Consider the following 20,417-nt stretch of genomic DNA (forward strand, 5'->3'; position numbering starts at 1 on the left):
TTTTACAAAAGATTTGTTATTTTTTTACTCAAATTGGTGTTTTGAAACTATTTTTAATGTGCGAAATACCATGCTACATTCATATATGTATATATATGCTTTGTCGCAAGTATAATAATTGAGGAAAAAATGGAACTAACAAAATCGCAGGAACGCCGCTTGGCATTTGTCGCTAGCCTCTTGAGTCTCAACGCTAATGATCCTAACGACCGAATAAAGGCACTCCGGCATCTGAATCTAGACGAAAACGCCTGTTTCCACGGATTCCAGTATTCTCAGGGCTTCATGGAATTCTTTATCTTCCTGGATGAGGATACTCCGCTTGAAAAGGTTGTCGCACACCTGAATTCCGACCTGAAACAGTTGCAGATTGCGGTGTTCCGCACAAGCGACCCCACAAACCCGTTTTTCCTGTCGCTCCGCGAAGAAGCAGACCCGTGGGACGTGAAAAAGATTTCTGACGGCGACGAAGATGAAGATGAAGACGCTCCGGCAAGCCGCCCGTACATGGAAACACTCCAGATTACCGTGCTCCGCACCAAGGCGAGCCGTGACCTGACTGACTCCGAACTGGAACGCACCCTCAAGGATATGCGCCGCAAGCTCGGCATCTGGAAGAACGAAGTGAAGGCGAAACTCGAGATTATCGCCGAACACGACGACCTTACCCGTGACCTCCGCAGCGCCGATGACAAACTCGAAATTGTCATGGAATCCGAACCGCTCCACCTCACTAGCGATCATGGCGAACTCTTCCTCGGTTTCTGCCCGATCCGCACGATTTTCGACTACCACGTTGCCCTCGGTAAGCGCCTCAAGACGAAGCACAACATGGCTATCGTCAGTTCCAACATCCGTACTTACCTCGGTAACCTTACCCACACGAACGCGGCCCTCATCGATGCCTTCCAGACCATGGAACGTAACGACGACGAAAACGTGAACGTGGACGATTTCCCGTTCCTGCACAACGGTATGACCCTCACGGGCGATGACCTGCGCGCCAAGGAACGCGACGGCAAGAAGGTGCTCGTCATCGAACGCCCGAAGATCATCAACGGTGCCCAGTCCCTCTTCACTTACGAAACCTATGCGAAGAAGAGCAAGAAGCCCGTGAACCCGATGGTTCTCGTGAAGGTCGTTGTGCCGTACCCCGGTGCCGACAACTTCCTGAACCAGGTGACCATGGCCAACAACCGCCAGAACCCGGTGTTCAGCTACCACCTGCGTGCAGCTGACGACCTGCAGTTCTTCATCTGGCAGCGTTACCAGGAAGAAGGCTTTACCTACGTTTACAAGGATGGCGTGCGCCTCAAAGCACGTACCCGTAAGCTCGAAGTGCGCATGCGCCCCGAACTTGCCAAGACCCTCTTTATGATGGACGGCAAACTCAGCGAATGCCGCAGCAGCGACTGCATCTTCGACAAGGAAACCCTGTACCAGCGTTGCTTCGGCGCGTTCGTGCGTGTTTCCCCGGACAAGGAAAAGGACTTTGTACGCAAGACCATCGCCTTCACGAAGGCTTGGCAGCTCCTTAGCCGCCTCCCGATCAAGATCCGCAAGGTGACTCCGGGCAAGGGCGTGTCTATCGAAGCTAACGACGATAACCCGCTGACCAAGATTACCTGGAATGGCCGTCTTGAAGACAAGTTCATCTTCCGTAGCGCCGTGAAGGACCTCGTTGTGGCTCTCGCGCTCAAGCACTGGCTTGTGTACGGTGACCCGATCCAGGACTTCGAATGGCTCGTGGAAAACGAACTGAACTTCAACGAATCCATCCTCAAGTACGCTTCCAAGATCTATACGGAAGACCTGAAGGGAATCCTTATCAACGAATTCAAGGACAACACGGCGTACTACGACACCATCACCACTATCGACAAGGATAGCGGCGAATCGGTGGAACGTCGCCTGTGGAAGGGCTTCGCCAACACGGCGACCTACGAAAAGATGATGGATCTCCTGGTGAAGAAGAACCCCGCATGGGCGAAGGTCCGCGGTGGCATCGAGATGTTCATCTAGTCGCTCTTCTAAAGTATCGAAAACGCCTGCGGTTCTTGGACTGCAGGTGTTTTTTTTGTAAAAAATTTGCTAATTTACCGCAAAAATCAACTTTCCGATGAATTTGGCATCGCCGAATTCTGTATTTTGTGACTGTTGCTATTTAGAAGGTTCTTACATAGAACCCCGTCGGGTTTTTTTGCCCTTTGCCTAACGGCATTCGGCATCGCGTGGTCTCAGGGAGATGCTCCCGTGAGCGTCTCCGCAGATGCGGAATCTGCGGACTCGACTGCGGCTGACCCTGCGGAAACGGAATGGCAGCCTACGCTGAACTACTTCCCGCTGCCCTCGTCGGCGACTCCGTTGAATAGCCTTCTGCCGTTTGGCGGTGTGGGTGCATCTCCCCGCCTGATGAAAGAAACGAAGGGGCAGGTGTTCACGCACGACATCAACATGGCGACGCGTGAACTCGACGTGAGCGAGAAACGCGTGAACTCGGTGTCGAGGGATACGACGACGCTCTGGTCGGCACACTATCCGGAACTGACAGACTACGTGGCGGACATGTACGACGTGGGCCGCAAGAACCTGTGGCTCAATAGCCTTATCGGGCAGCGCGATGAAGGCTACGAGGCGCCCGAGACGGGCTCCATGTTCGACATCACGATTCCGGTGAACATGCCTGCATGGATGAAGACCTTCGGTTTCGACAAGCCGAAACTGATGCTGCAGGGAACGATGAACGTACGCCTCAAGGGGTACGGGGAACTGGATGATGCCGAGGGTAGCACCAAGACTAGTCTCTGGCCGTCGCCTTCGCTCGAGTACGAACCGAGCTTTATGGTGAAGGGAAAGATTGGCCCGTATATCACGGTAGAGGTCAACAACGTGGAAAGTGGCCTTGGTGTGCAGAACCAGGTGCGCGTGGTATACGAGGAATCGTTCAAGGGAGAATTCGAGGACTACATACTGCAGCGTGTCGAGGCGGGTACGACTTCGCTTTCGCTTACCGGTACGGAACTTACGGGTTACTCTGAAAACCACCAGGGCCTGTTCGGTATCAAGGCTGACTGGAAGTTGGGTGACTGGAGGCTTACGACGATTGCCTCGCAGGATGGTGGAAGCCAGGAAGAATACACCATCAACGCCTCGGAGACCACTACGGAATTCCAGGTGCTCGACAAGCAGTTCATATCTTACCGCTACTACTTCTTGAACCATGAGGCGAGGAATGCCTACATCAATGCTGCGATTGCGGGCCGCACCACCTCTAGTTACCCGGCGACGAACCTCAAGCTCTACAAGAGAAGTGCGCTGAACAACTCGAAGGATGTCCTCGACAACATTAAGGTCGTGTACACGACTCCGAGCGGCAAGACCATCGAGAAGAAGGTCGAACGCATGGTGGAAATCCCCAGTGGCGAATATACCTACGACCAGAAGACGGGTATCTTGAAGGTGAACGGCGTAACACGTACGACACTCTTGGCAGCAAGCTGGAGCGACGACGGAACGGGCCGTACCGGAACGACGATTAACGATGGCGCCAAGATTGTGTTGATTCAGTGGGATGCGGAACTTGCGGAACTGACCGATATCAGCAAGCTCATGCTCCGTAACGTCTATTCCATCGGCATCACCGATGCGAGTGCCTCGAGCTTTGTGCTGCGCATGAAGAACAAGTCCGGAGTGGCGGGGTCGTTCCTCAAGACGATTGGTGTCGCGGACACTTCAACGGGTAGTCCGCTGGTGAGCGACGCTACGATTTTCAAGAAGGATGCGAACGGCAACTACACGGGCGAAATGTGGCTCCCGTGTAAACCGCTTTCGGAGTATTCGGGCGCGAATGCGACAGAGCGTGCGCGCACGAACTGCTTGGAACCGTTGCGCCTGCTCGATACGACAAACGCTGTCTCGCAGCTCTATACGCTTCCGGTTTACAACCTGAACCGCTACACGAGCCAGTTCTATTTTGAATCGGTTGGCAAGCGCCGTAATTCTACGATTAGCGTGCGTGACCCGAACTCGAGCTATTCCGTGAGCGGTAGCGCCTGTATGGATATTTCGCCGGGTACGGAAAAGCTTACTGCGGGTTCTACCGTACTTACCCGCGGCACCGACTACGAGGTGAACTACGAACTCGGCCAGATTGAACTCTTGAGCGAGCGCGCCCTTGACCCGAATAAGGAAATCAAGGTCACCTTTGAATGTGAACCGCTTTTCGAGATCGACAACAAGCTCTTGCTGGGCGCGCGAGCGGAATTGCCGCTGGAACGTTACGGGTTCGGTACGGGTTCCGTATTCGGCATTACCGCCCTCTACAAGAGCCAGAGCACTACGGCCAAGACCCCGACTCTCGGTAACGAACCCTTCTCCAGTTTCTTGTGGGGCATGAACCTGCGCCTGCAAGATACAGTCCAGGCTCTTACCGACCTCGTGAACATGATTCCGGGTATCAATACCGAAGCCAAGTCCAGCTGGCGCTTCGAAGCGGAATTTGCCGGCAGCCGCCACAATGCGAATACCAGTGACGATGCCGAGGCGCTTGTCGAAGATTTCGAGGCGACGTCGAACGGCCTTACGTACCCGCTGTCGAGACTTTCGTGGTACCATGCGTCTCCTCCGGGCGGCGTGGCGAGCAACCCTTCGACATATATCGAGAACCAGGACTATCGTCACAAGGGCGAGTTTATCTGGCACAGCAATAATACCGAACTCTACAAGTACATCTACCCGAACGTCGGTAACTCCGACGTGGATAACCAGCACCTGACCGTACTCAAGATGACGCTCCGCGCCAACGACAACTTGGCGGGAAATTCCTGGGGTGGCGTGATGAGGCCTAATAGCGCCTACTATCAGGACATGAGCCAGATGAAGTATATCGAGGTGGTGGCCCGCGGTAACGTGGGATCGATCTTCCTCGACTTGGGGCAGGTGAGCGAAGACCTTTCCATTAATGGCGAAGAACCTAACGGCTACTACAACGGTGAAAACGAACTAGGCTCGACGACTGCGCTCCACGACAATGGTCTTGACGGAAAATCGGGTGACGAGGAATCCCGAACCGTATGGGACTGCCGTATTTCGGGCTGCGAGAAAACGGTGTGGAACTCGACCAACTCGGGCGCCGTAACCGATATTGCATTGGATAACTTCGACGAGGACCTGGACGACGACAGCGACCCGCCGGTCACCATCAACGGTACGGAAAACAACTCCGGTGAACGTACGTACGATACCGAGGATATCAACAAGAATGGCTCGCTCGATACCGACATCAACTTCGTACGCTACCGCATCGACCTTTCGGATACGGACAGGACGAATTTCGAAGAACTCCGGAATGGATGGCGCAAGTGGCGTATCCCGCTGAACCAGTACGACACGATTGTATCTTCGGCGGGTAGCGACTACAAGTCCATCTTGGCCCAGTCCCTGTATACCCGCTTGTGGATTGGCAAACTGAATCCGGGTGTTGCGGAAGCAAAGGTGCAGATTGTGAGCCTTGCCGTGCTGGGTAACGCCTGGGAAGAAACGACGGTCGCCGACCTGTACAAGACTAGCTCGACGGAACATTCCCAGATTGTGAGCGTGAACGGGAACGAGACCACGATATCGGAGAACGTGTCTTCGTCGGATACGACGTATGTGAGGGTTTCGACCATCAATAGCCGCGAAGATGCGAATACGTATTTCAAGTCACCGAACACCAAGACGGAACGCGATTCCGAGACGAACGCCCCGCTGAAGGAGACTGCTCTTAAACTAGATTACCAGAATATGCGGCCGGGCCAGGAAGTAGGTGTGACGCGCATATTCGAGACCGACAAGAAGGACCTCTCCTCGTACAAGTCATTGAAGATGGAAATCCACTACACGACGCCCGCGAAGACTGTCCCGATCAGGTTCGCCCTGCAGTTCGGTTCCGGTTCTCTAGACGGTTCCAGCGATTACTACGAATGGAGTTTCCGCCCGGTAAAATACGACGGTTCTTCGTGTGAACGCGAACAGGACTGCCACGAAGAAAACTGGCTTGCGAACGCATTCGCCATGAATGTCTCGGACTTCTCCGACCTGAAGCAGGGAAGGCGCCCGCCGTTTGTGGAGCCCGTGGTGAAGGAACTCGGAGGCGACCGCGAGGAAAGACTCCGCCTGGTAGGTAACCCGACCGTTACGAACATTGACTGGATGCGCTTCGTGATTATTGCGGACTCGAGTGCATCTGCCGATGACCTCGAGGGTACCTTCTGGATTGATGACTTGCGCCTTTCGGACATGGATACGGAATGGGGCTACGCGGCCCGTACCTCGGCTCAGGTGAACTTCGCGGACTTCCTCTCTGTTTCCGGTGCCGTGCGTTACCAGGACGGAAACTTCGCAACGCTCAAGACAACGGGCGGGTCTCCGAAACCGAAACTTTCGCAGGCGGCATCCCAGCTCGATGTATCGGGCGATGTGTCGATTAGCCTGAACAAGTTCCTCAACGATAGCCTCGGATTCCATATTCCGCTCAATCTCGGTTACAGGAGTTCTACGAAGCGCCCCTACATGAAACCTTCGGATGACCTGACCCTTGACCGCAGTGGATTTGGCGAACTCACGAAGGACATGTTCCAGAATGAACTTGCCGTGACATCGGGTAAGGAAGAACAGAAACTTCGTGACGGTGCACAGTCCAAGGGTTACGAATCGTACACGCGTGAAAAGAACTTCAGCATAAGCTATAGCAAGAATTACAAGGCGTCGGATTCCAAGGTGGGCGAGGCGCTCTCGCAGATCTTCCTGGAACGCCCGGCGGCAAGTTACTCCTTTAGGCAGTCGGAAGGCCGTGCGACAACTACGGCGGACTCTACGTATTCCTACCATACGATGCTTGAATACAAGTTGGGAACCTTTAGCCTGTTCAAGTTGAAGCCCTTCGAGAAACTGGCGAAGTCCGAGAATTCGTTCCTGAAGGCCCTTGCGAAGACGGAACTTGAACCGTGGCCGCAGACCTTTGACTTGACCCTGTTCGACTTCAACTACGTGCGTTATGTGAACCAGGTGCGCGACCCCGATTTCGTGGAACCGCAGGTCGACAAGGTCGTGACCTATACCGCAGATTTGACCCACAAGCTGAATATGCGCTGGAACATCCTTTCGTTCCTCTCTACGAGTTACTCCTTGAATATCAAGCGTGACATGTATGGCGGCGGCGATAGGGAAGGGTTCGTGAAGGAAAACTTCTTCTCGCCCGATGAAGGCGGCCTGTTCGCGAGCGGTTACGTGTTTGACTTCGACCATACCGACAGGAAGGTCTATGTGTCGCACGACAGCCTGGTCATCATACCGACCGATACGGTGGCGCGCACGAATGCTGCCGGCGTGAAGCAGACGATAGACATGTCGAACCCGGATTCCTATGAGATTCGTTACGATACGACGGTGTTCTACAAGGTCGATAGTGTGGGGCATCGCGAGTATGGCAAATCTTACGGTATCCTCCGTAACGAACGTTCTAGGCAGCAACAGTTCAAGGTGAGTTTCAACCCGCGCCTTATACCCTTCTTGCCGTTCAATGCAAACTTCACCTCGGATTTCAACCAGCAGAAGACGATTCCCGATGCCTTTGATTTCATGGACCAGAATAACCTCGAAAAGAACTACTGGACCATTTCGCAGACGAACCGTTTTGAATTCAGCCCGACGCTCAAGATTATCGACTTCCTGAAACTCTTCGGTGACGAGTCCAAGGTGGTGAAACTCTTCGAGAAGATCAAGTGGCGCGAAGTCCGCTTCAACTGGAACGCAAGTACCAATACCATCGGTGAAAACTTCACTCTTGCCCAGCTCTACGAACAGCAGGGCGTGTCTCCGCTGCAATATTACCTGTACGGCCTCGGCCTTGGGAATGGCTACCGCAATCGTGGCCTCTGGAATATCGTCTCGGGCGACATGGGGCTCACTTCCCGCGGTGACTTCGAAAGGTTTGGCCAGTACCGCAACAGGGATGTCGATACGCTTGTGTACCAGGGTAATTTCCGCCATGCCGTGTCGCGCAGTTTCCAGATTGGTACGGGCATTACGCTCCCGATATGGGATATCGGCCTTACGGGTGATCTGCAGTGGAAGGAAGACTTCTCGCAGTCCCGTGAATACCCGCTATACACAGATACGACTACGGTGTGGCCCAAGATTGGAGTCGGTGTCTCTGTCCCCAACTTTGCACAGCGCATATCGTTCCTGAACAGTTTCAGGAGCGTGAGTACGACCCACAGGTTCGATTTTACGAAGACGACTACAGTGAAGCCTTTCCAGAGTGCCGAAGATTCCTGGGGCTACCAGATTAACTTCAACCCGCTCGTCCGTATCACGTTCCTCACGCAGAAGAACCTGAAGATTGAAAATAGTGTGCGCCTGAAGATCGAGACGACCGATCGCCGCCCGAAGGAAGAAGTCATTGGGCTCCCCTGCTGGCCGGATTCCCTAGGCAACATGACCGATACCACGGATTACTTCTGGGAAACTCCGTGGATCCATACGGCGCTGTTTAACGATTTCGCCATCAATGTCGGCGACGACTTTACGATATCTTACCCGCTCAAGCTCAAGCGCGGGTTCCAGCTGTGGAAATGGTACTTCAAGCTCGAAAACAACGTGGACCTCAAGCTTACCGCGGGCTACGACTACAACAAGACCATCCGCAAGGAATACAAGCCTGTCAACGGGCAGGATTATAACATGTGGAACAAGGAGAGCGGTACCGATGGCGTGTATAAGCAGTGGAAATTCGATTCCCAGGACTATACGGCCTACAATCCTGAATTGAAGTTGACGGACCGTACCGTTCCTTCTCGCACGCATGAATGGTTCATCCGTCCGAGTGCTGGCTACCAGTTCAACAAGATGGCCTCGATGAGCGCCTACATCGAATACCGCCAGATTCACGAGAAACTGGATGACGAAACTCCGCACCTCCGCCAGATCCTGCAGTTCGAACTGGCCCTGATGCTGAAGTTTAACTAATAACTAATTACTTCACGATTCCGACTTCGGAGAGCTTTACGAAGCCCTTGATTTTTTCGCCGAGACGGATTTCGGCGTAATTGCCCTGTTCGGAAATGACTTCGAACGTGGTGCCTTCGGAAAGCGTATTGAGCGTCTGCGACTTGTCGCTCGGGGCGCTCGTCACGTCGGCATCGGCTGCGGTGACGACGCCGCAGATTTCCTTTTCAAGTACGAAAATCTTGTAGGCGGCGCTGGAGCCGATGACGCAGAAGATCGCGGTGAGCGCGAAGATGGCTCCCGTGCAGATGTTCTTTGCGCGTTCGCCGATGAGAACCTTGCTGGCGATGCCGATGAGGGCGATGAGCCAGAAGATGGCGAGCAGCGTGATGAGCTGTGCCTTCAGGGAAAGCGCGTGATGCAGCTTGAAGAGGCCCGAAAGGATGGGGTTCTCTTCTTCGTCTTCGTCCACCTTGTCGCGGGTCATGGCCTGCGCGAACTTCAGGTTGTGCTGGATATCGTCGTCACCCGGGCGAAGCCTCAGGGCCGAGCGGTAATAGAAGATGGCGAAACCAATCTTGCCGCTCCTGAAGTAGGCGTTCCCCAGGTTGTAGAGCAGGTCGGCATCGGGGGTGCCGTTATCGGCACAGGTGCGCCATTCGTCGATGGCGCGCTCGAAGTCGCCCCCGTTATAGGCTTTGGTGCCTGCGTCAATACCCGCGCAGTCGGGGGCGGCTGCGGCCGATGCCGCAGAAATGCAAAGTGCCACAAAGAAATATTTCAAGAAATTCATAGGTCGAGATCCTCGCAAAGTTTTTCCACGTCGGCAAGCATCTGTTTCTGCTCGCTTTCGTTCGGGTTCACGGGTGCGAACCGCGCGAAGGCACATTTTTCGAGCCAGCTGTCGATGGCGCCAATCAGCTCTGCCTTCACGCCGAGTTCTTCGAGTTTCGATTTCATCTGCGGGCGGGTCATGCCCTTGAATTCCAGGTTGGTACGGTCGCTCAGGTAGCCGATGAGGCCGTTTTCGAGGGCCGCGTAGAGTGCCTTGGCGTCGCCCTTTGCGAGTGCCTCGCGTGCGCTTGCAAAGCGGACCTTGAGCATCTTGTTTGCCTTGCCCTTGCGTACCAGGGCGGAATCGCTGTTGTGCTTGCGGCGCTTGCGGATGGCCCATACCACGATGAAGTAGAAGGGGAGGGCCGCGAGCATCAGGGCCCAGTACACGATGCTCTTATAGGGGGCGGTGTTGCCCGTGCCCTTTACCTGGTGGATGAAGCGGATATCGGAACCGAGGGATTCGATTTCCTGCTTCTGTACGGCGGCGGGGCCTGTGGCGGCTACGGGGTTCTGGAATATCGCCTCGGGAGCGGCTTCGCCCTTCTCCACGACGATGTTCCACGGGCCGGCTGTTGCGGACTCGTATTTCTTCTTGGCAGGGTTAAACCACGAGTAGGAAATCGCGGGGATGGTGAATTCGCCCTTCTTTTTGGGGTAGAGGAACACCTTGATGCTCTTGCTGGTAATGACCTTGCTGCCCACGATCTTCTTGCTGATGTTGTTTTCGGGCGGCACGGAGCGGAAGTCGCTGAAGTCGGGGAACTTGGGGTCAGTGAGTGTGCCCGGCGTTCCGTCGCCCTTGATTTCGACGGAGAGCGTGAGCGCCTCGCCCACCTTCAGGTTGGTGCGGTCAAAGTCCGCGGTGAAGCTGTAACTGCCTACCATGCCGCTGAAGTCTGCGGGCCTGCCTTCTTCGGGCAGGGGCTTCACGGTGATGTTTATCGTGGGGGACTGTGCCTCGGCTTCGACGGATTCCTGCCGGATGCTCTGCGAATGGAACGACATGCCGCCCATCTGCTTATTCTCTTCGACAATCTTCGGTTCGCCGCGCTTGGTGTACTTGAACTTGAACGGTGGAATTTGCAGGTTGCCGCTCTTGGTGGGGCTGAGCCATGCGAACTTTGCGTTCGCCTGCATTTCGCGGCGGCTGCCTTCCACGGGTTCGAATTTCAGGTTCGAGAGGTCGCTACGGTGGACGATGAAGTCGTTGCCCGTGTTCATGTCGGTCGCCTGCAGGTTGCCTTCGAAGTGCTCGTAGGTATGGAGGCCGAGCGTCACGTAGAACTGTTCGCCTTCGTAGATGGCCTTTTTGCTTGCGGTAAGCGACACGGCAAGTGCGTCGTCGGTATAGGCGCGCTGGATGGTTACGGGAATATCGCCCGAGATGGGGTGCCGTTGCCCGTCAAATTCAATCATGATCTTGCCGGCGTTAAAACGCCCGGTCTTCTTGGGAGCCCTTAGCTTGAAGGTATAGACGCGTGCCTTGTAGCCACCGCGGCTACCGCCCCCGAAAAAGGAATTGAACATGTCTTCCATGCTGGGGCGAATCACCTGGTCGGAACTATCCAGGCCCAGGAACGTAAATCCGTTCTGGGTATCGATGGAAAACCCGCTCCTGTTTTCGGGCAAATCACTTAACGGGTATATAAGCTGTAATCCAAAAGTCTTGCCCGCTTCGATCCTGTCCTTGTCAAGTTGCAGGGACGGCCGCGCGGACGCTCCGAGAGCGAGGGCAAGGCATAAGAGTAGAATTCGTTTCATACCGCCAAAAATACCAAATTTTGCACGGCTAGACCAAGCGAATCCGGGCGGGTTTGGCCCATCTTGCTGTGAAACCCAGGGAAAAGAAAGGATAAACTTTAAATATATATAATTTTTACCCTTGCAGCGTTAGTAAAAAATTGTTAATATTGGCTCGCCGTTTCGAAAATGGCGATAAAAAAGAAAAAATCAAGGATAAAAGGATAGACATGTACTGCATTCTCGCCGCCCTGCTGGTCAAGAGCTTCAAGAAATACGCTAAGCGCGCCTAATTTTTAGACGACAACGTTTTTTTTACTCTCTCTCTAGTGATTTCCGGTTTCGCTGAACAGGCGGACCGGTGTTTTATTTTAAAAGATTTGTAAAACAGCCGGTGGTATCCACCGGCAAAGCCCTAGTCAAAGTTTAGGCTGCGGCGGTATGGGGTGAAGCCGGCGTTCCTGATAAACTCTTCTGCAGCCTCTATGGTGGTAAGGCCGTAGTTCTGGAGCACGTTCTCCTCGATGACGATGCTGTTGATGTCGTCGGCGCCGGCATGGAGCCCGAGTTCCCCGAGGGAAAGCCCCATCCCGAGCAACGAGACTTCGATATGCGGGATGTTGTCGAGGAATATGCGGCTGAGCGCGAGCAACTTGAGGTATTCGTCGCCGCGCACGTGCCTGATGGGGAACTTGTCTGTCTGAGGCTGGAATGTCCATACCACAAAACTCTTGAAACCCTGTGCGATATCCTGTGTTTCGCGAACGTAGTTCAGGTGCTCGATGATTTCTTCGGGTGTCTCGACGCTCCCGAATACGATATTTGCACTGCCGGGAAGTCCTTTTTTGTGGCAGGCAGCGAGCGTGTCGCACCACTGCCTTGCGGTAAGTTTCCTGGGGCTCAGCATTTGGCGCATGCGGTCGCTGAGAATCTCGGCGCCTGCTCCCGGAACAGAACTGAGGCCCGCTTCTTTCAGCGTGTCCAACAGTTCGTCTAGTGAAATGCTGTTGAATTCTGCAATGTGCACGAGTTCTACCGGCGAAAAGCCGCGTACCTTCACGCCCATCTCGCGGGTGAGCATCTTGAGCACGTCGGTGTAGTAGCTGAGCGGAATATCGCGGTTCACTCCGCCCTGCAAAAAGATCTGGTCGGCGCCTTTCGCCTTCGCCTCGATTGTCTTCTGGCGGATTTCGTCCAAACTAAGCAAGTAGGCTTCGGGACTGTGCGCAGGCCTGCAGAAACTGCAGAAACTGCAGGTCACCTCGCACACGTTCGTGTAGTTCACGATGCGGAACGCGGTATAGCCCACGCGGTTTCCGGGGTTCATGCGCCTGCGCACAGCGTCGCCCGCTTCCACTACATCGGTCCATGGGGCGTTTTTCAGGATCTCGAGCGCTTCCGCCGGAGTGAGCCGGGTGCCGTTGACGGCTTTTTGCAATAACAAGTTCATCGTGCGCTCACCGACAATGCCTAGCCGCTACTTTTCCGCGTCATTGCTGTCGAGTACCGGGATGTTCTTTTCTTCCTGGCACAGGTTCTCTTCGCGGATCTTGAAGGTGAAGTCGACCAGGTTGTTCTCGAACATCTTCTGGTAGGGCTTGCGGGCCTGCACGTTCTGCAAGGCACAGGTACAGTAGTTGATGCGCTGCACGAGCTTCGTTTCGTTGGAAGGCATGCCCTTCGCGAAGACGCATTCGTGCATGATGGCGTATTCCATCGGGCGGTCGTAACGGCCCTTGCACTTGTTCTTGAGGTCGGGTTGGGCGGCCACCTTCTCGATGATCCCCTGCGAAGGCACGTCGTTTATCACCTTGCTCACGATAAAGCCCGCGATAAAGAACAGGAGGCATACGACGGCATTGATCAGGAATCGCTTGCCGCGGCTTATCTTGTTGTAGCTGCGCTCTACTGCCTCGAAAGCCTGCGTGGCGTGTAGTCGGACGTCATCAAAATCGTTCTTAGCCATCGGATTCCTCCATTGTCCAGATTTCGGGGTATGTACGGTAGTCTCCCGCGTAGTCTAGACCGTAGCCTACGACAAACTTGTTCTCGATTTCAAAGCCTACAAAGTCGGCGGTTATATCCGCAGTGCGGCGTGCCGGCTTGTCGAGCAGTACGCATGTCCTGATTTCCTCTGCGCCCATACCCGAGAGGGCCTTCTTGATTCCGAACATCGTATTTCCGGTATCGAGGATATCATCGATTACGAGTACCTTCTTGCCGCGGATGTCGATGTTCTCGAGTCCCGTGATTTTCAGGTTTCCGCTTGATTCGGTGCCGTTGCCGTAACTGGATGCGCGTATGAAGGCGAGTTGCAGTTTCGGGCTTGCGATACGCTTGCTGATGTCGGCGCTGAACAGGAAACCGCCCGAAAGCACGGTGATTACGATGTCGCAGCCGAATGCGGCGATGTCCTTCGCGAGCGATTCTAGACGCTCGTTTATCGCCTGCGCCGTAATCAGCGGCTTGTCGGATTTCCTATACATCGTCCACCTCGAAGTTGAGCCAGCCGAACATCGGCTTGAGCGCGGCGAGCGGGCCCGTGGGGGCTAGCTGGTACTGCTTGTAGATATTGAAGACCTTGTTCTCGAGGCTCGTCTTGTCGATGTAGAGGTTGAGCCAGTCGGCGACAGTGATGAGGTCGGTGATGTACTTGACCGTCGATTCGTCAATCTTGGCGTAGACATCGTCGATGAGCGTGTTCAGCCTGCGGAAGAACATGCGGCCCGTACCTCCGAAACTGGGCTTCGTGTCGAGGGCGTTCGCCTCGTCGATGAGTCCCTTGATTTCGTTGACCAGGCTAGGATCCGGACCTTCGAGCAGCTTGAGCGCCTCGTGGTGAATGCGGGCGTTCAGTTCGAGCGAGAGTATCTTGCGCATGGTGTCGGGAAGCGTATGGTCCGGGTCGGCGAGACTGTCGATAGAGATGCCGTGGTTCAGCGCGAAGCTGGAGTACGACTCGGTGAGCTTGGCGAGATGTTTCTGCGTGCAGAGTTTGTTGATGCACTGTAGCGAGTCGCTCATGAGGTCGCGCATGCGGACAACATAGGCGGTGGGGAACATGTGGCGTAGTTCCTGCGTACTCATGTTCGGATTCTCGACGAACTTGAGGCCGTTCTGCTCGATGGTGCCCATGGCGACCACGATATTGATGCGGCCGAGCGCATCGGTGATGACTAGGTTCGTCGTCTCGCGGCTTTCGGCGATAAGCTTGTCTTCGTAGGTGACGCGCACGAGGGTCTGACGGCGACGGCTTGAAATCTTCTCCGCCTTCATGCGGGAATCCTTGTCGCTGTAGTTGTCATCGAGTTCTAGGTGGAATATGGCGGCTCGTTCGGCCATCTCCTTGAGGATGACGGGAACCGCGTCTTCGGCGTAACGCGTGAACACTTCGGCTCCGTTCCACTTATGTTCGTTACTCGTGGCGCGGGCGAGAATGCTGAGTACCTCGCTCTTGATGTTGTGCCCGAAGGGGAGGAACGGTTCCAGGAGCTCCATGGCACGCAGGGCGTAGCGCATGTTCTGCACGGGTTCCAGACCTTCGATGTCGTTGAAGAACCAACCGCAACTTGTGAAGCTGAACAGGCAGAACTTCTGGATTTCAAGGAGCCTGATAGCCCTGGCGCATTCTTCGGGATTGTCTGGATGCAGGAGGACCTTCTGCAGGAAGGCTTCGGTGCGGGCTTTCTGCTCGGGGGCGACAAGCGTCTCGACATAGGCGTCGCGCACATCCCACGGGTTCATTGTGGAAATTTTTTCGAGTTCGCGGGCAAAGACGTGGTCGGCGAGCTTTTTCAGGTGGTTAAACGCGTCACGCAGGGGGCCGCGCCATTTCTGGTTCCAGTCGGGTCCGCCGCCGGTCGAACAACCGCAGTCGCGGTACCAGCGGCCCACACCGTGGGCGCAGCTCCATGCACAGCCTTCGCCGTGGAAGTTCTTGAGCAGAACCTCGTGCTGCGGCGGGAACTTCTCGAGGAACCAGCCGTAGTTTACGGGGACCATCTTGTGTTCGGGAGCGTAGCGGTTGTAGAGCCAGGCAGCGCACATGTCGCCGAAGGGTTCGTGGTGGCCGTAACTTTCGCCGTCGGTTCCGATGCTTACGAGTTGAGGCTCTTCGCGGTTGGCATCCCAGGCGTCGGCGATGCGCCTGCCGAACGTGCCGGCGTCGCGCAGGAGGTGCTCAAAACCTACGGCAGAAGAAAGCCACGGGTTGTAGAAGAATACGTCGAGGTAGCCGTCGCAGAGAAGGTTGCCGTCCTTGTCGCGCGGGTACACGCGGTAGGGGCGTGTCGTATCGATGCTGGTGTTGGAACAGTCTTTCCATTCCTCTTCACCGAGCTTGCGGAAACTTTCGGCCTGCGTGGGCGAGAGGATGGTGAACTTGATGCCGGCCTTGATGAGTTCGACAACCGTCTCGAGATTGATGGCGGTCTCGGCGAGCCACATCGCCTCGGGCATGCGACCGAAATGGAACTTGAAATCTTCGATACCCCAGCGGATTTGTGTGCGCTTGTCCTGCTCGCTTGCGAGCGGCATGATGATGTGGTTATAGACTTGCGCAATCGCGTTGCCGTGCCCGAGCCTCTCGAAGCTTTTCTTGTCGGCTTCCTGAATGCGCTTGTATGTATCCGGCGTGTTCGTGCGGATCCAGCCCATGAGCGTGGGGCCCATGTTGAAACTCATATACTCGTAGTTGTTGACGATATCTACGATATGGCCGTGCGGGCTTAAAATACGGCTAGCGGAATTGGGACTGTAGCACTGGCTCGCTATTCGGTCGTTCCAGTCGTGATTGGGCCTCGCACTGGGCTGGTTCTCGATGACGCCAGTCCAGGGGTTTTCGCGGGGGGGCTGGTAAAAATGACCGTGAATCGTAAAGTAGAGGGGGTACTTCTTGTCCATGCCCTCAAAGATAGAAAACTTTACTTCACGAGGATTTTCTGGGCGTAGTTTGTGCTACCTATCTTGGCGCGAACGACGTAGTTTCCGCTTGCGATTCCCTGCAGGTCGAATAGTGTGGAGCCTGCGGGCACGTTGCCCCGGACAAGCGTTGCGACCTTGTGACCGAGCATGTCGAACAGCGCGATGTTTGCCGTCGTATTGTCGCTCACGTTTATCTCGAGCATATTGTCGTTCAAGTGAATGTTTAGTTTATTCGAAACGTTCGCGGATTTCGCGACAGGAATTGCAGTCGGGGCGACAATGGCACCCTCGCTGCTAGTGTCGGCGACGACGTTGTCCCAGCCGGGCATGTTGTCGAGTGCGATAATGCGTTCGTCATCGAGGTTCCTCTTCCACATGTCGGTAGGAGTCTTTTCGAGGAAGTTTCCGCTCCACGTCTGGCTCCAGGTCATCCAGTAACTCCAATAGGCCTTGTCTTCGGCGATGCTGTCGATATCCGGGATAGCGCCGTTTTCGCTCAGGGCGATGAGCTTCTTGGTGCCGACGTCGCTCACTATCTTATTGAAGTAGTTCGCGGCGGAATTGTGGTTGTTAAGCGGGTCGTAGATATCGACCGCGACAATGTCCACGTATTCGTCACCCGGGTACCATTCCGCATTGAGAGCGCTGTAGTCGTAACCGAATTTCGGGTCGGTATTGATGTTCCATACCCAGATGAGGTTCGTGAGTTTATTTGTATTCACCATGCGGTCGAACACAAGGCGGTAAAGCTGCACGTAGCACTCGGGGCTACCCACGCCCCACCAGAACCAGCCACCGCTGGCCTCGTGTAGGGGGCGCCACACGACGGCGATTCCCTTTTCCTCGAGTTCCTTGAAGTAGCCCGAAACGATATCCACGTCGGCAACGATGTCCTTGTAGACCTGCGAAGTCACGTCGATTTCCTTGCAGGTGGAATCCTTGAAGGCCTTCGTGTAGTTGAAACAGGTGTTGTTGTCGGCCGTCTTCGTGACGCCTTCGGTGCAGCCCGCGTTCCTGAAACCTTCTTGCTGCGTGTAGAAAATCGTATCTTCCCCGACTTTCCAGTGCCAGGTGAAGGTCGGAATGCCGCCCATTTCCCACAGTTGCTCGGTCATAACCAGGTTGTTCTCGGTGTAGCCCCGGAACCAGCCTTCTTCGTGATGCCCGCCCGCGGCAAAGAGCATGTCGAACCCGCCCACGGCAGGGTAGTGCCCGCTGCGCTTGTAGAACTCGGCAATGTCGGTCTGGCCCTTCCACGAAACTTCCTCGTCGCTGAACTTGCAGGAATCTGCCGGAGTGCATTCGCCCGCCTTCAAAAGTTTCATGTTGCCGTAATCGTAGTTGAAGTTCTGGTCGCTGATCATCATGCCGCTCACCGTCTTCTTCATGAAGTTGTCGCGGAGGAATGTCTTGATCTTCATGGCGCTTTCGCTTGCGTTAGGCGTTACGGGCAATGCGCTGATATTGAAAACGGGATCGGGATGGCGTTCTACGGTAATGTAGTCGACACCGATGGCGCCGTTCCCTACGGTAATTGTGTTCTCGCCGACGCGCATTTTGGCAGATGCCGCCACCACGTAGCTGGAATCGCAGTTGCGCGGGGTCGTGAGCATCGAGCCCGCCTCGACGCCGTTCACGAGAATCTTGGAGGTGGTCCAGTCGTACTGCTTGATGAGCACCTTGGTCGTGATGTCGTACATCGCGGTTTCTTCGACCTTGACAGTGAAGGTGAACTCGGTGCCGGAGGATTTCGACACGAACTTCGCTCCGGTAGAATCTGCCGAGATATCGCCGGCATTTACGCCCGGCTGCGCTTCGGCTTCGTAGACTGTGGGGGCGGCAAAAGCGGATACCGCCACGGAGAATGCGGCTATCGCCGCGATAGACTTGAATTCCATAAACACTCCATACATCTTTGGTCTAAATATATCCTAAAAAAAGCCCGATTGAACGATTACAAGAAAAAAGAAAGAAAACCTGTTGCGTGACGCACAATATCAAAAACCCCCGCAGGTGTTATCCCGCAGGGGCGAAGAGTCAGAAATCCTTTATTTTACAAGCGCGGGTTGTGTCGCGGTGAAGCCTGTGCCCTTCACGCGCACGATATACATTCCCTTGGGCATTTCAGAAAGGCTGAAGGCGTAGCTGCCCTGAGCGAGCTTGCCGTGGAAGAGGGTCGCGATGCGCCTGCCGTTCATGTTGAACACGTCGACACTCACGTTGCCGGCCTTTGCGGTGGTAAGTGAAATCGTGGTGTTCTGGATGCCGAATGCCGTGCGTACCTGGGCGACGTGGGGAATTGCCACAGAGCCATCGAACACGATCTTGATTTCGGGAATCATCTCTTCGGTGTTCTCGAAACCGCGGCTGAAGGCATCGTACTTGTCGCTGTTGAAGTCCCAGAGAACCTGGTCGCCCGCCTTGAAGTTGTCGTACAGGATGGTGCCTGTATAGCCTGCGGCGTAGTTTGCGACAACGACGCTCAAGGTCTGGTTGCGGTCGGCAAAACTGGAGATGTCGAAGGAGCAGGTTACCGTTTCGCCCGCAGGCACGACGCATGCGCCGGCATCGTCGTTCACCGGAGTCCAGGTCCATGCACTAGTCAGCTTGAAAATCAGGTGCAACTGGGCGTTGCTTTCGCCCTTGTTCGTTGCTTCGAACGTGAACGTATTTGCGTTGCTCAGGTCCCATGTCTTCTGGTATTCGATCTGCGCGTTATCGCCGCCGTAGGTCACCGACATCTTGCCGTCGCCGCCTTCCTGGCTAATCGTTACGTCCTTGATTTTGATGGAGGCTTCTTCTGTAGCGGCAAGTGCCGTCATGGCATTGAGTGCGGGGTCGATGGTGTAGGTGTAGCCGCCGAACTGCGATTCGGTCTTGTCGCCGATGTACTGCCAGGCGAGTGCGCCTGCGTAGCCACCATCAAAGGCCTTGCGGTAGCATTCCTCGGTCGAAATCTGGGTCTTCGCGGCCATGCTCGAAGTGTAGGTATCGCCCTTCCAGCCACTTGCCGGGAATTCACCGATAATCATCGGCTTGTTATCGTAGTTGTATTTTGCAGCCATCTGGGCAGCCGTATTCACGAAGGGCGAAACGTCGTCGTTTTGGTAATACGGGTAGTAGTGCGTCTGGAAAAAGTCGAGCGTTCCATTGGCTTCGCCGCCGGCGGCGATGAGTTCGGAATCGTTCCACCAGCTCTGATACTGGATATTCACGCTACCCGTAGAAACGAGCAGCTCCGGATTCGTCGTATGGATGGCGGCAGCAATCTTGTTCGTGAACTTCTGCAGCACGGATTTTTCAAGTTTCTGGGTGGTCCAGCCCACGCTTGTCATGCCTTCGGGCTCGTTGAACACTTCCCAGGTCATGAGCGCGTTGTGGTTGCCGATGGCCTTCACGACCGGAACGAGTACATTATCGATGAAGGCCTTGGTGCCTTCGTCCTCGAACAGTTTTTCGTTCGCCGTGATATCGAGTTTCTCGTTGTAGAGTCCCCATTGGTTCGGTTCCATCAGGTTATGGCTAAAGAGGCACATCGAGACCATCACGCCGTATTCCTCGGCGATGTCCAGCGCCTTCTTCATGTTGGCGATTGTATTTTCCTTGGGGCCGGTCACCAGGTGTGTGCTCTGGTCGATAGTCGGGCTCTGGCTCATGTTGTTGAAGAGCCACCAGCGGATGGCGTTGCCGCCCGCAGCACGCGTGCCTTCTACGGCCTTGCGCCAGGCGTTCTCGTTCAGCGGGGAGTCACCTACGTCGGAATTGTAGTCGCTCCACGCGAGGTTCGTGCCCGAGAAGAAAATCTTCTTGCCGTTATAGAGCAAGTCGGTTCCGCTTACGGTAAGTCCCGGAGCGGCAAATGCAGAAACAGCCCCACCGAGCAGGGTGGCGCCAAGCAAGATCCTGAAAGTTTTTTTCATGTAAACATC

General features: G+C 55.0%; 11 protein-coding genes. 3 read left to right on the plus strand and 8 right to left on the minus strand.

Translation table 11 applies throughout. The features are described 5' to 3' along the window. Positions 1 to 129: 129 nt before the first annotated feature. Both B7994_RS01385 and sprA read left to right on the plus strand, forming a co-directional pair. Entirely contained in the window at positions 130 to 2,022 is a 1,893-nt protein-coding gene (locus tag B7994_RS01385) for an AIPR family protein (protein WP_088636685.1), read from the plus strand. Between the two features lie 231 nt (positions 2,023 to 2,253). Beyond that, entirely contained in the window at positions 2,254 to 9,009 is a 6,756-nt protein-coding gene (gene sprA, locus B7994_RS01390; protein ID WP_233142924.1) for a cell surface protein SprA, read from the plus strand. Positions 9,010 to 9,016: 7 nt separating this feature from the next. Here the strand turns inward: sprA and B7994_RS01395 are convergent, their stop codons facing one another. Together B7994_RS01395 and B7994_RS01400 are read right to left on the minus strand one after the other, a co-directional pair. Then, positions 9,017 to 9,781, minus strand: coding sequence for a tetratricopeptide repeat protein (locus B7994_RS01395; protein ID WP_088636687.1), 765 nt, complete (start codon positions 9,779 to 9,781; stop codon positions 9,017 to 9,019). Continuing rightward, complete coding sequence (locus tag B7994_RS01400; RefSeq protein ID WP_088636688.1) at positions 9,778 to 11,586, minus strand: BatD family protein; 1,809 nt, start codon at positions 11,584 to 11,586, stop codon at positions 9,778 to 9,780. The genes B7994_RS01395 and B7994_RS01400 overlap by 4 nt, the downstream gene beginning before the upstream one ends. 149 nt (positions 11,587 to 11,735) lie before the next feature. On the opposite strand from B7994_RS01400, the gene B7994_RS14325 reads away from it, so the two are divergent. Next, the gene (locus tag B7994_RS14325; RefSeq protein ID WP_255396888.1) at positions 11,736 to 11,858 is read left to right on the plus strand and encodes a hypothetical protein; all 123 of its coding nucleotides are present in this window, start codon (positions 11,736 to 11,738) and stop codon (positions 11,856 to 11,858) included. A gap of 122 nt (positions 11,859 to 11,980) precedes the next feature. Here the strand turns inward: B7994_RS14325 and B7994_RS01405 are convergent, their stop codons facing one another. The 6 genes from B7994_RS01405 to B7994_RS01430 all read right to left on the minus strand — a co-directional run bounded on the left by B7994_RS01405 (position 11,981) and on the right by B7994_RS01430 (position 20,408). Then, positions 11,981 to 13,015 carry a CofH family radical SAM protein gene (locus tag B7994_RS01405; protein ID WP_088636689.1) on the minus strand — a complete coding sequence of 345 codons (1,035 nt, stop codon included), beginning with the start codon at positions 13,013 to 13,015 and terminating at the stop codon, positions 11,981 to 11,983. Between the two features lie 27 nt (positions 13,016 to 13,042). After that, entirely contained in the window at positions 13,043 to 13,531 is a 489-nt protein-coding gene (locus B7994_RS01410; protein WP_088636690.1) for a hypothetical protein, read from the minus strand. Beyond that, positions 13,524 to 14,051, minus strand: a complete 528-nt coding sequence (hpt, locus tag B7994_RS01415) for a hypoxanthine phosphoribosyltransferase (protein ID WP_088636691.1) — start codon at positions 14,049 to 14,051, stop codon at positions 13,524 to 13,526. The genes B7994_RS01410 and hpt overlap by 8 nt, the downstream gene beginning before the upstream one ends. Continuing rightward, a complete protein-coding gene (locus tag B7994_RS01420) occupies positions 14,044 to 16,467 on the minus strand; it encodes a DUF3536 domain-containing protein (protein ID WP_088636692.1) in 2,424 nt (807 codons plus the stop codon). The genes hpt and B7994_RS01420 overlap by 8 nt, the downstream gene beginning before the upstream one ends. 20 nt (positions 16,468 to 16,487) lie before the next feature. Next, positions 16,488 to 18,386, minus strand: coding sequence for a glycosyl hydrolase (locus B7994_RS01425; RefSeq protein ID WP_158213039.1), 1,899 nt, complete (start codon positions 18,384 to 18,386; stop codon positions 16,488 to 16,490). A gap of 150 nt (positions 18,387 to 18,536) precedes the next feature. Further along, complete coding sequence (locus B7994_RS01430) at positions 18,537 to 20,408, minus strand: T9SS type A sorting domain-containing protein (protein WP_088636694.1); 1,872 nt, start codon at positions 20,406 to 20,408, stop codon at positions 18,537 to 18,539. Positions 20,409 to 20,417: the final 9 nt, after the last annotated feature.

Origin of the sequence: Fibrobacter sp. UWR2, assembly GCF_002210285.1 — a bacterium.
Lineage (GTDB): Bacteria > Fibrobacterota > Fibrobacteria > Fibrobacterales > Fibrobacteraceae > Fibrobacter.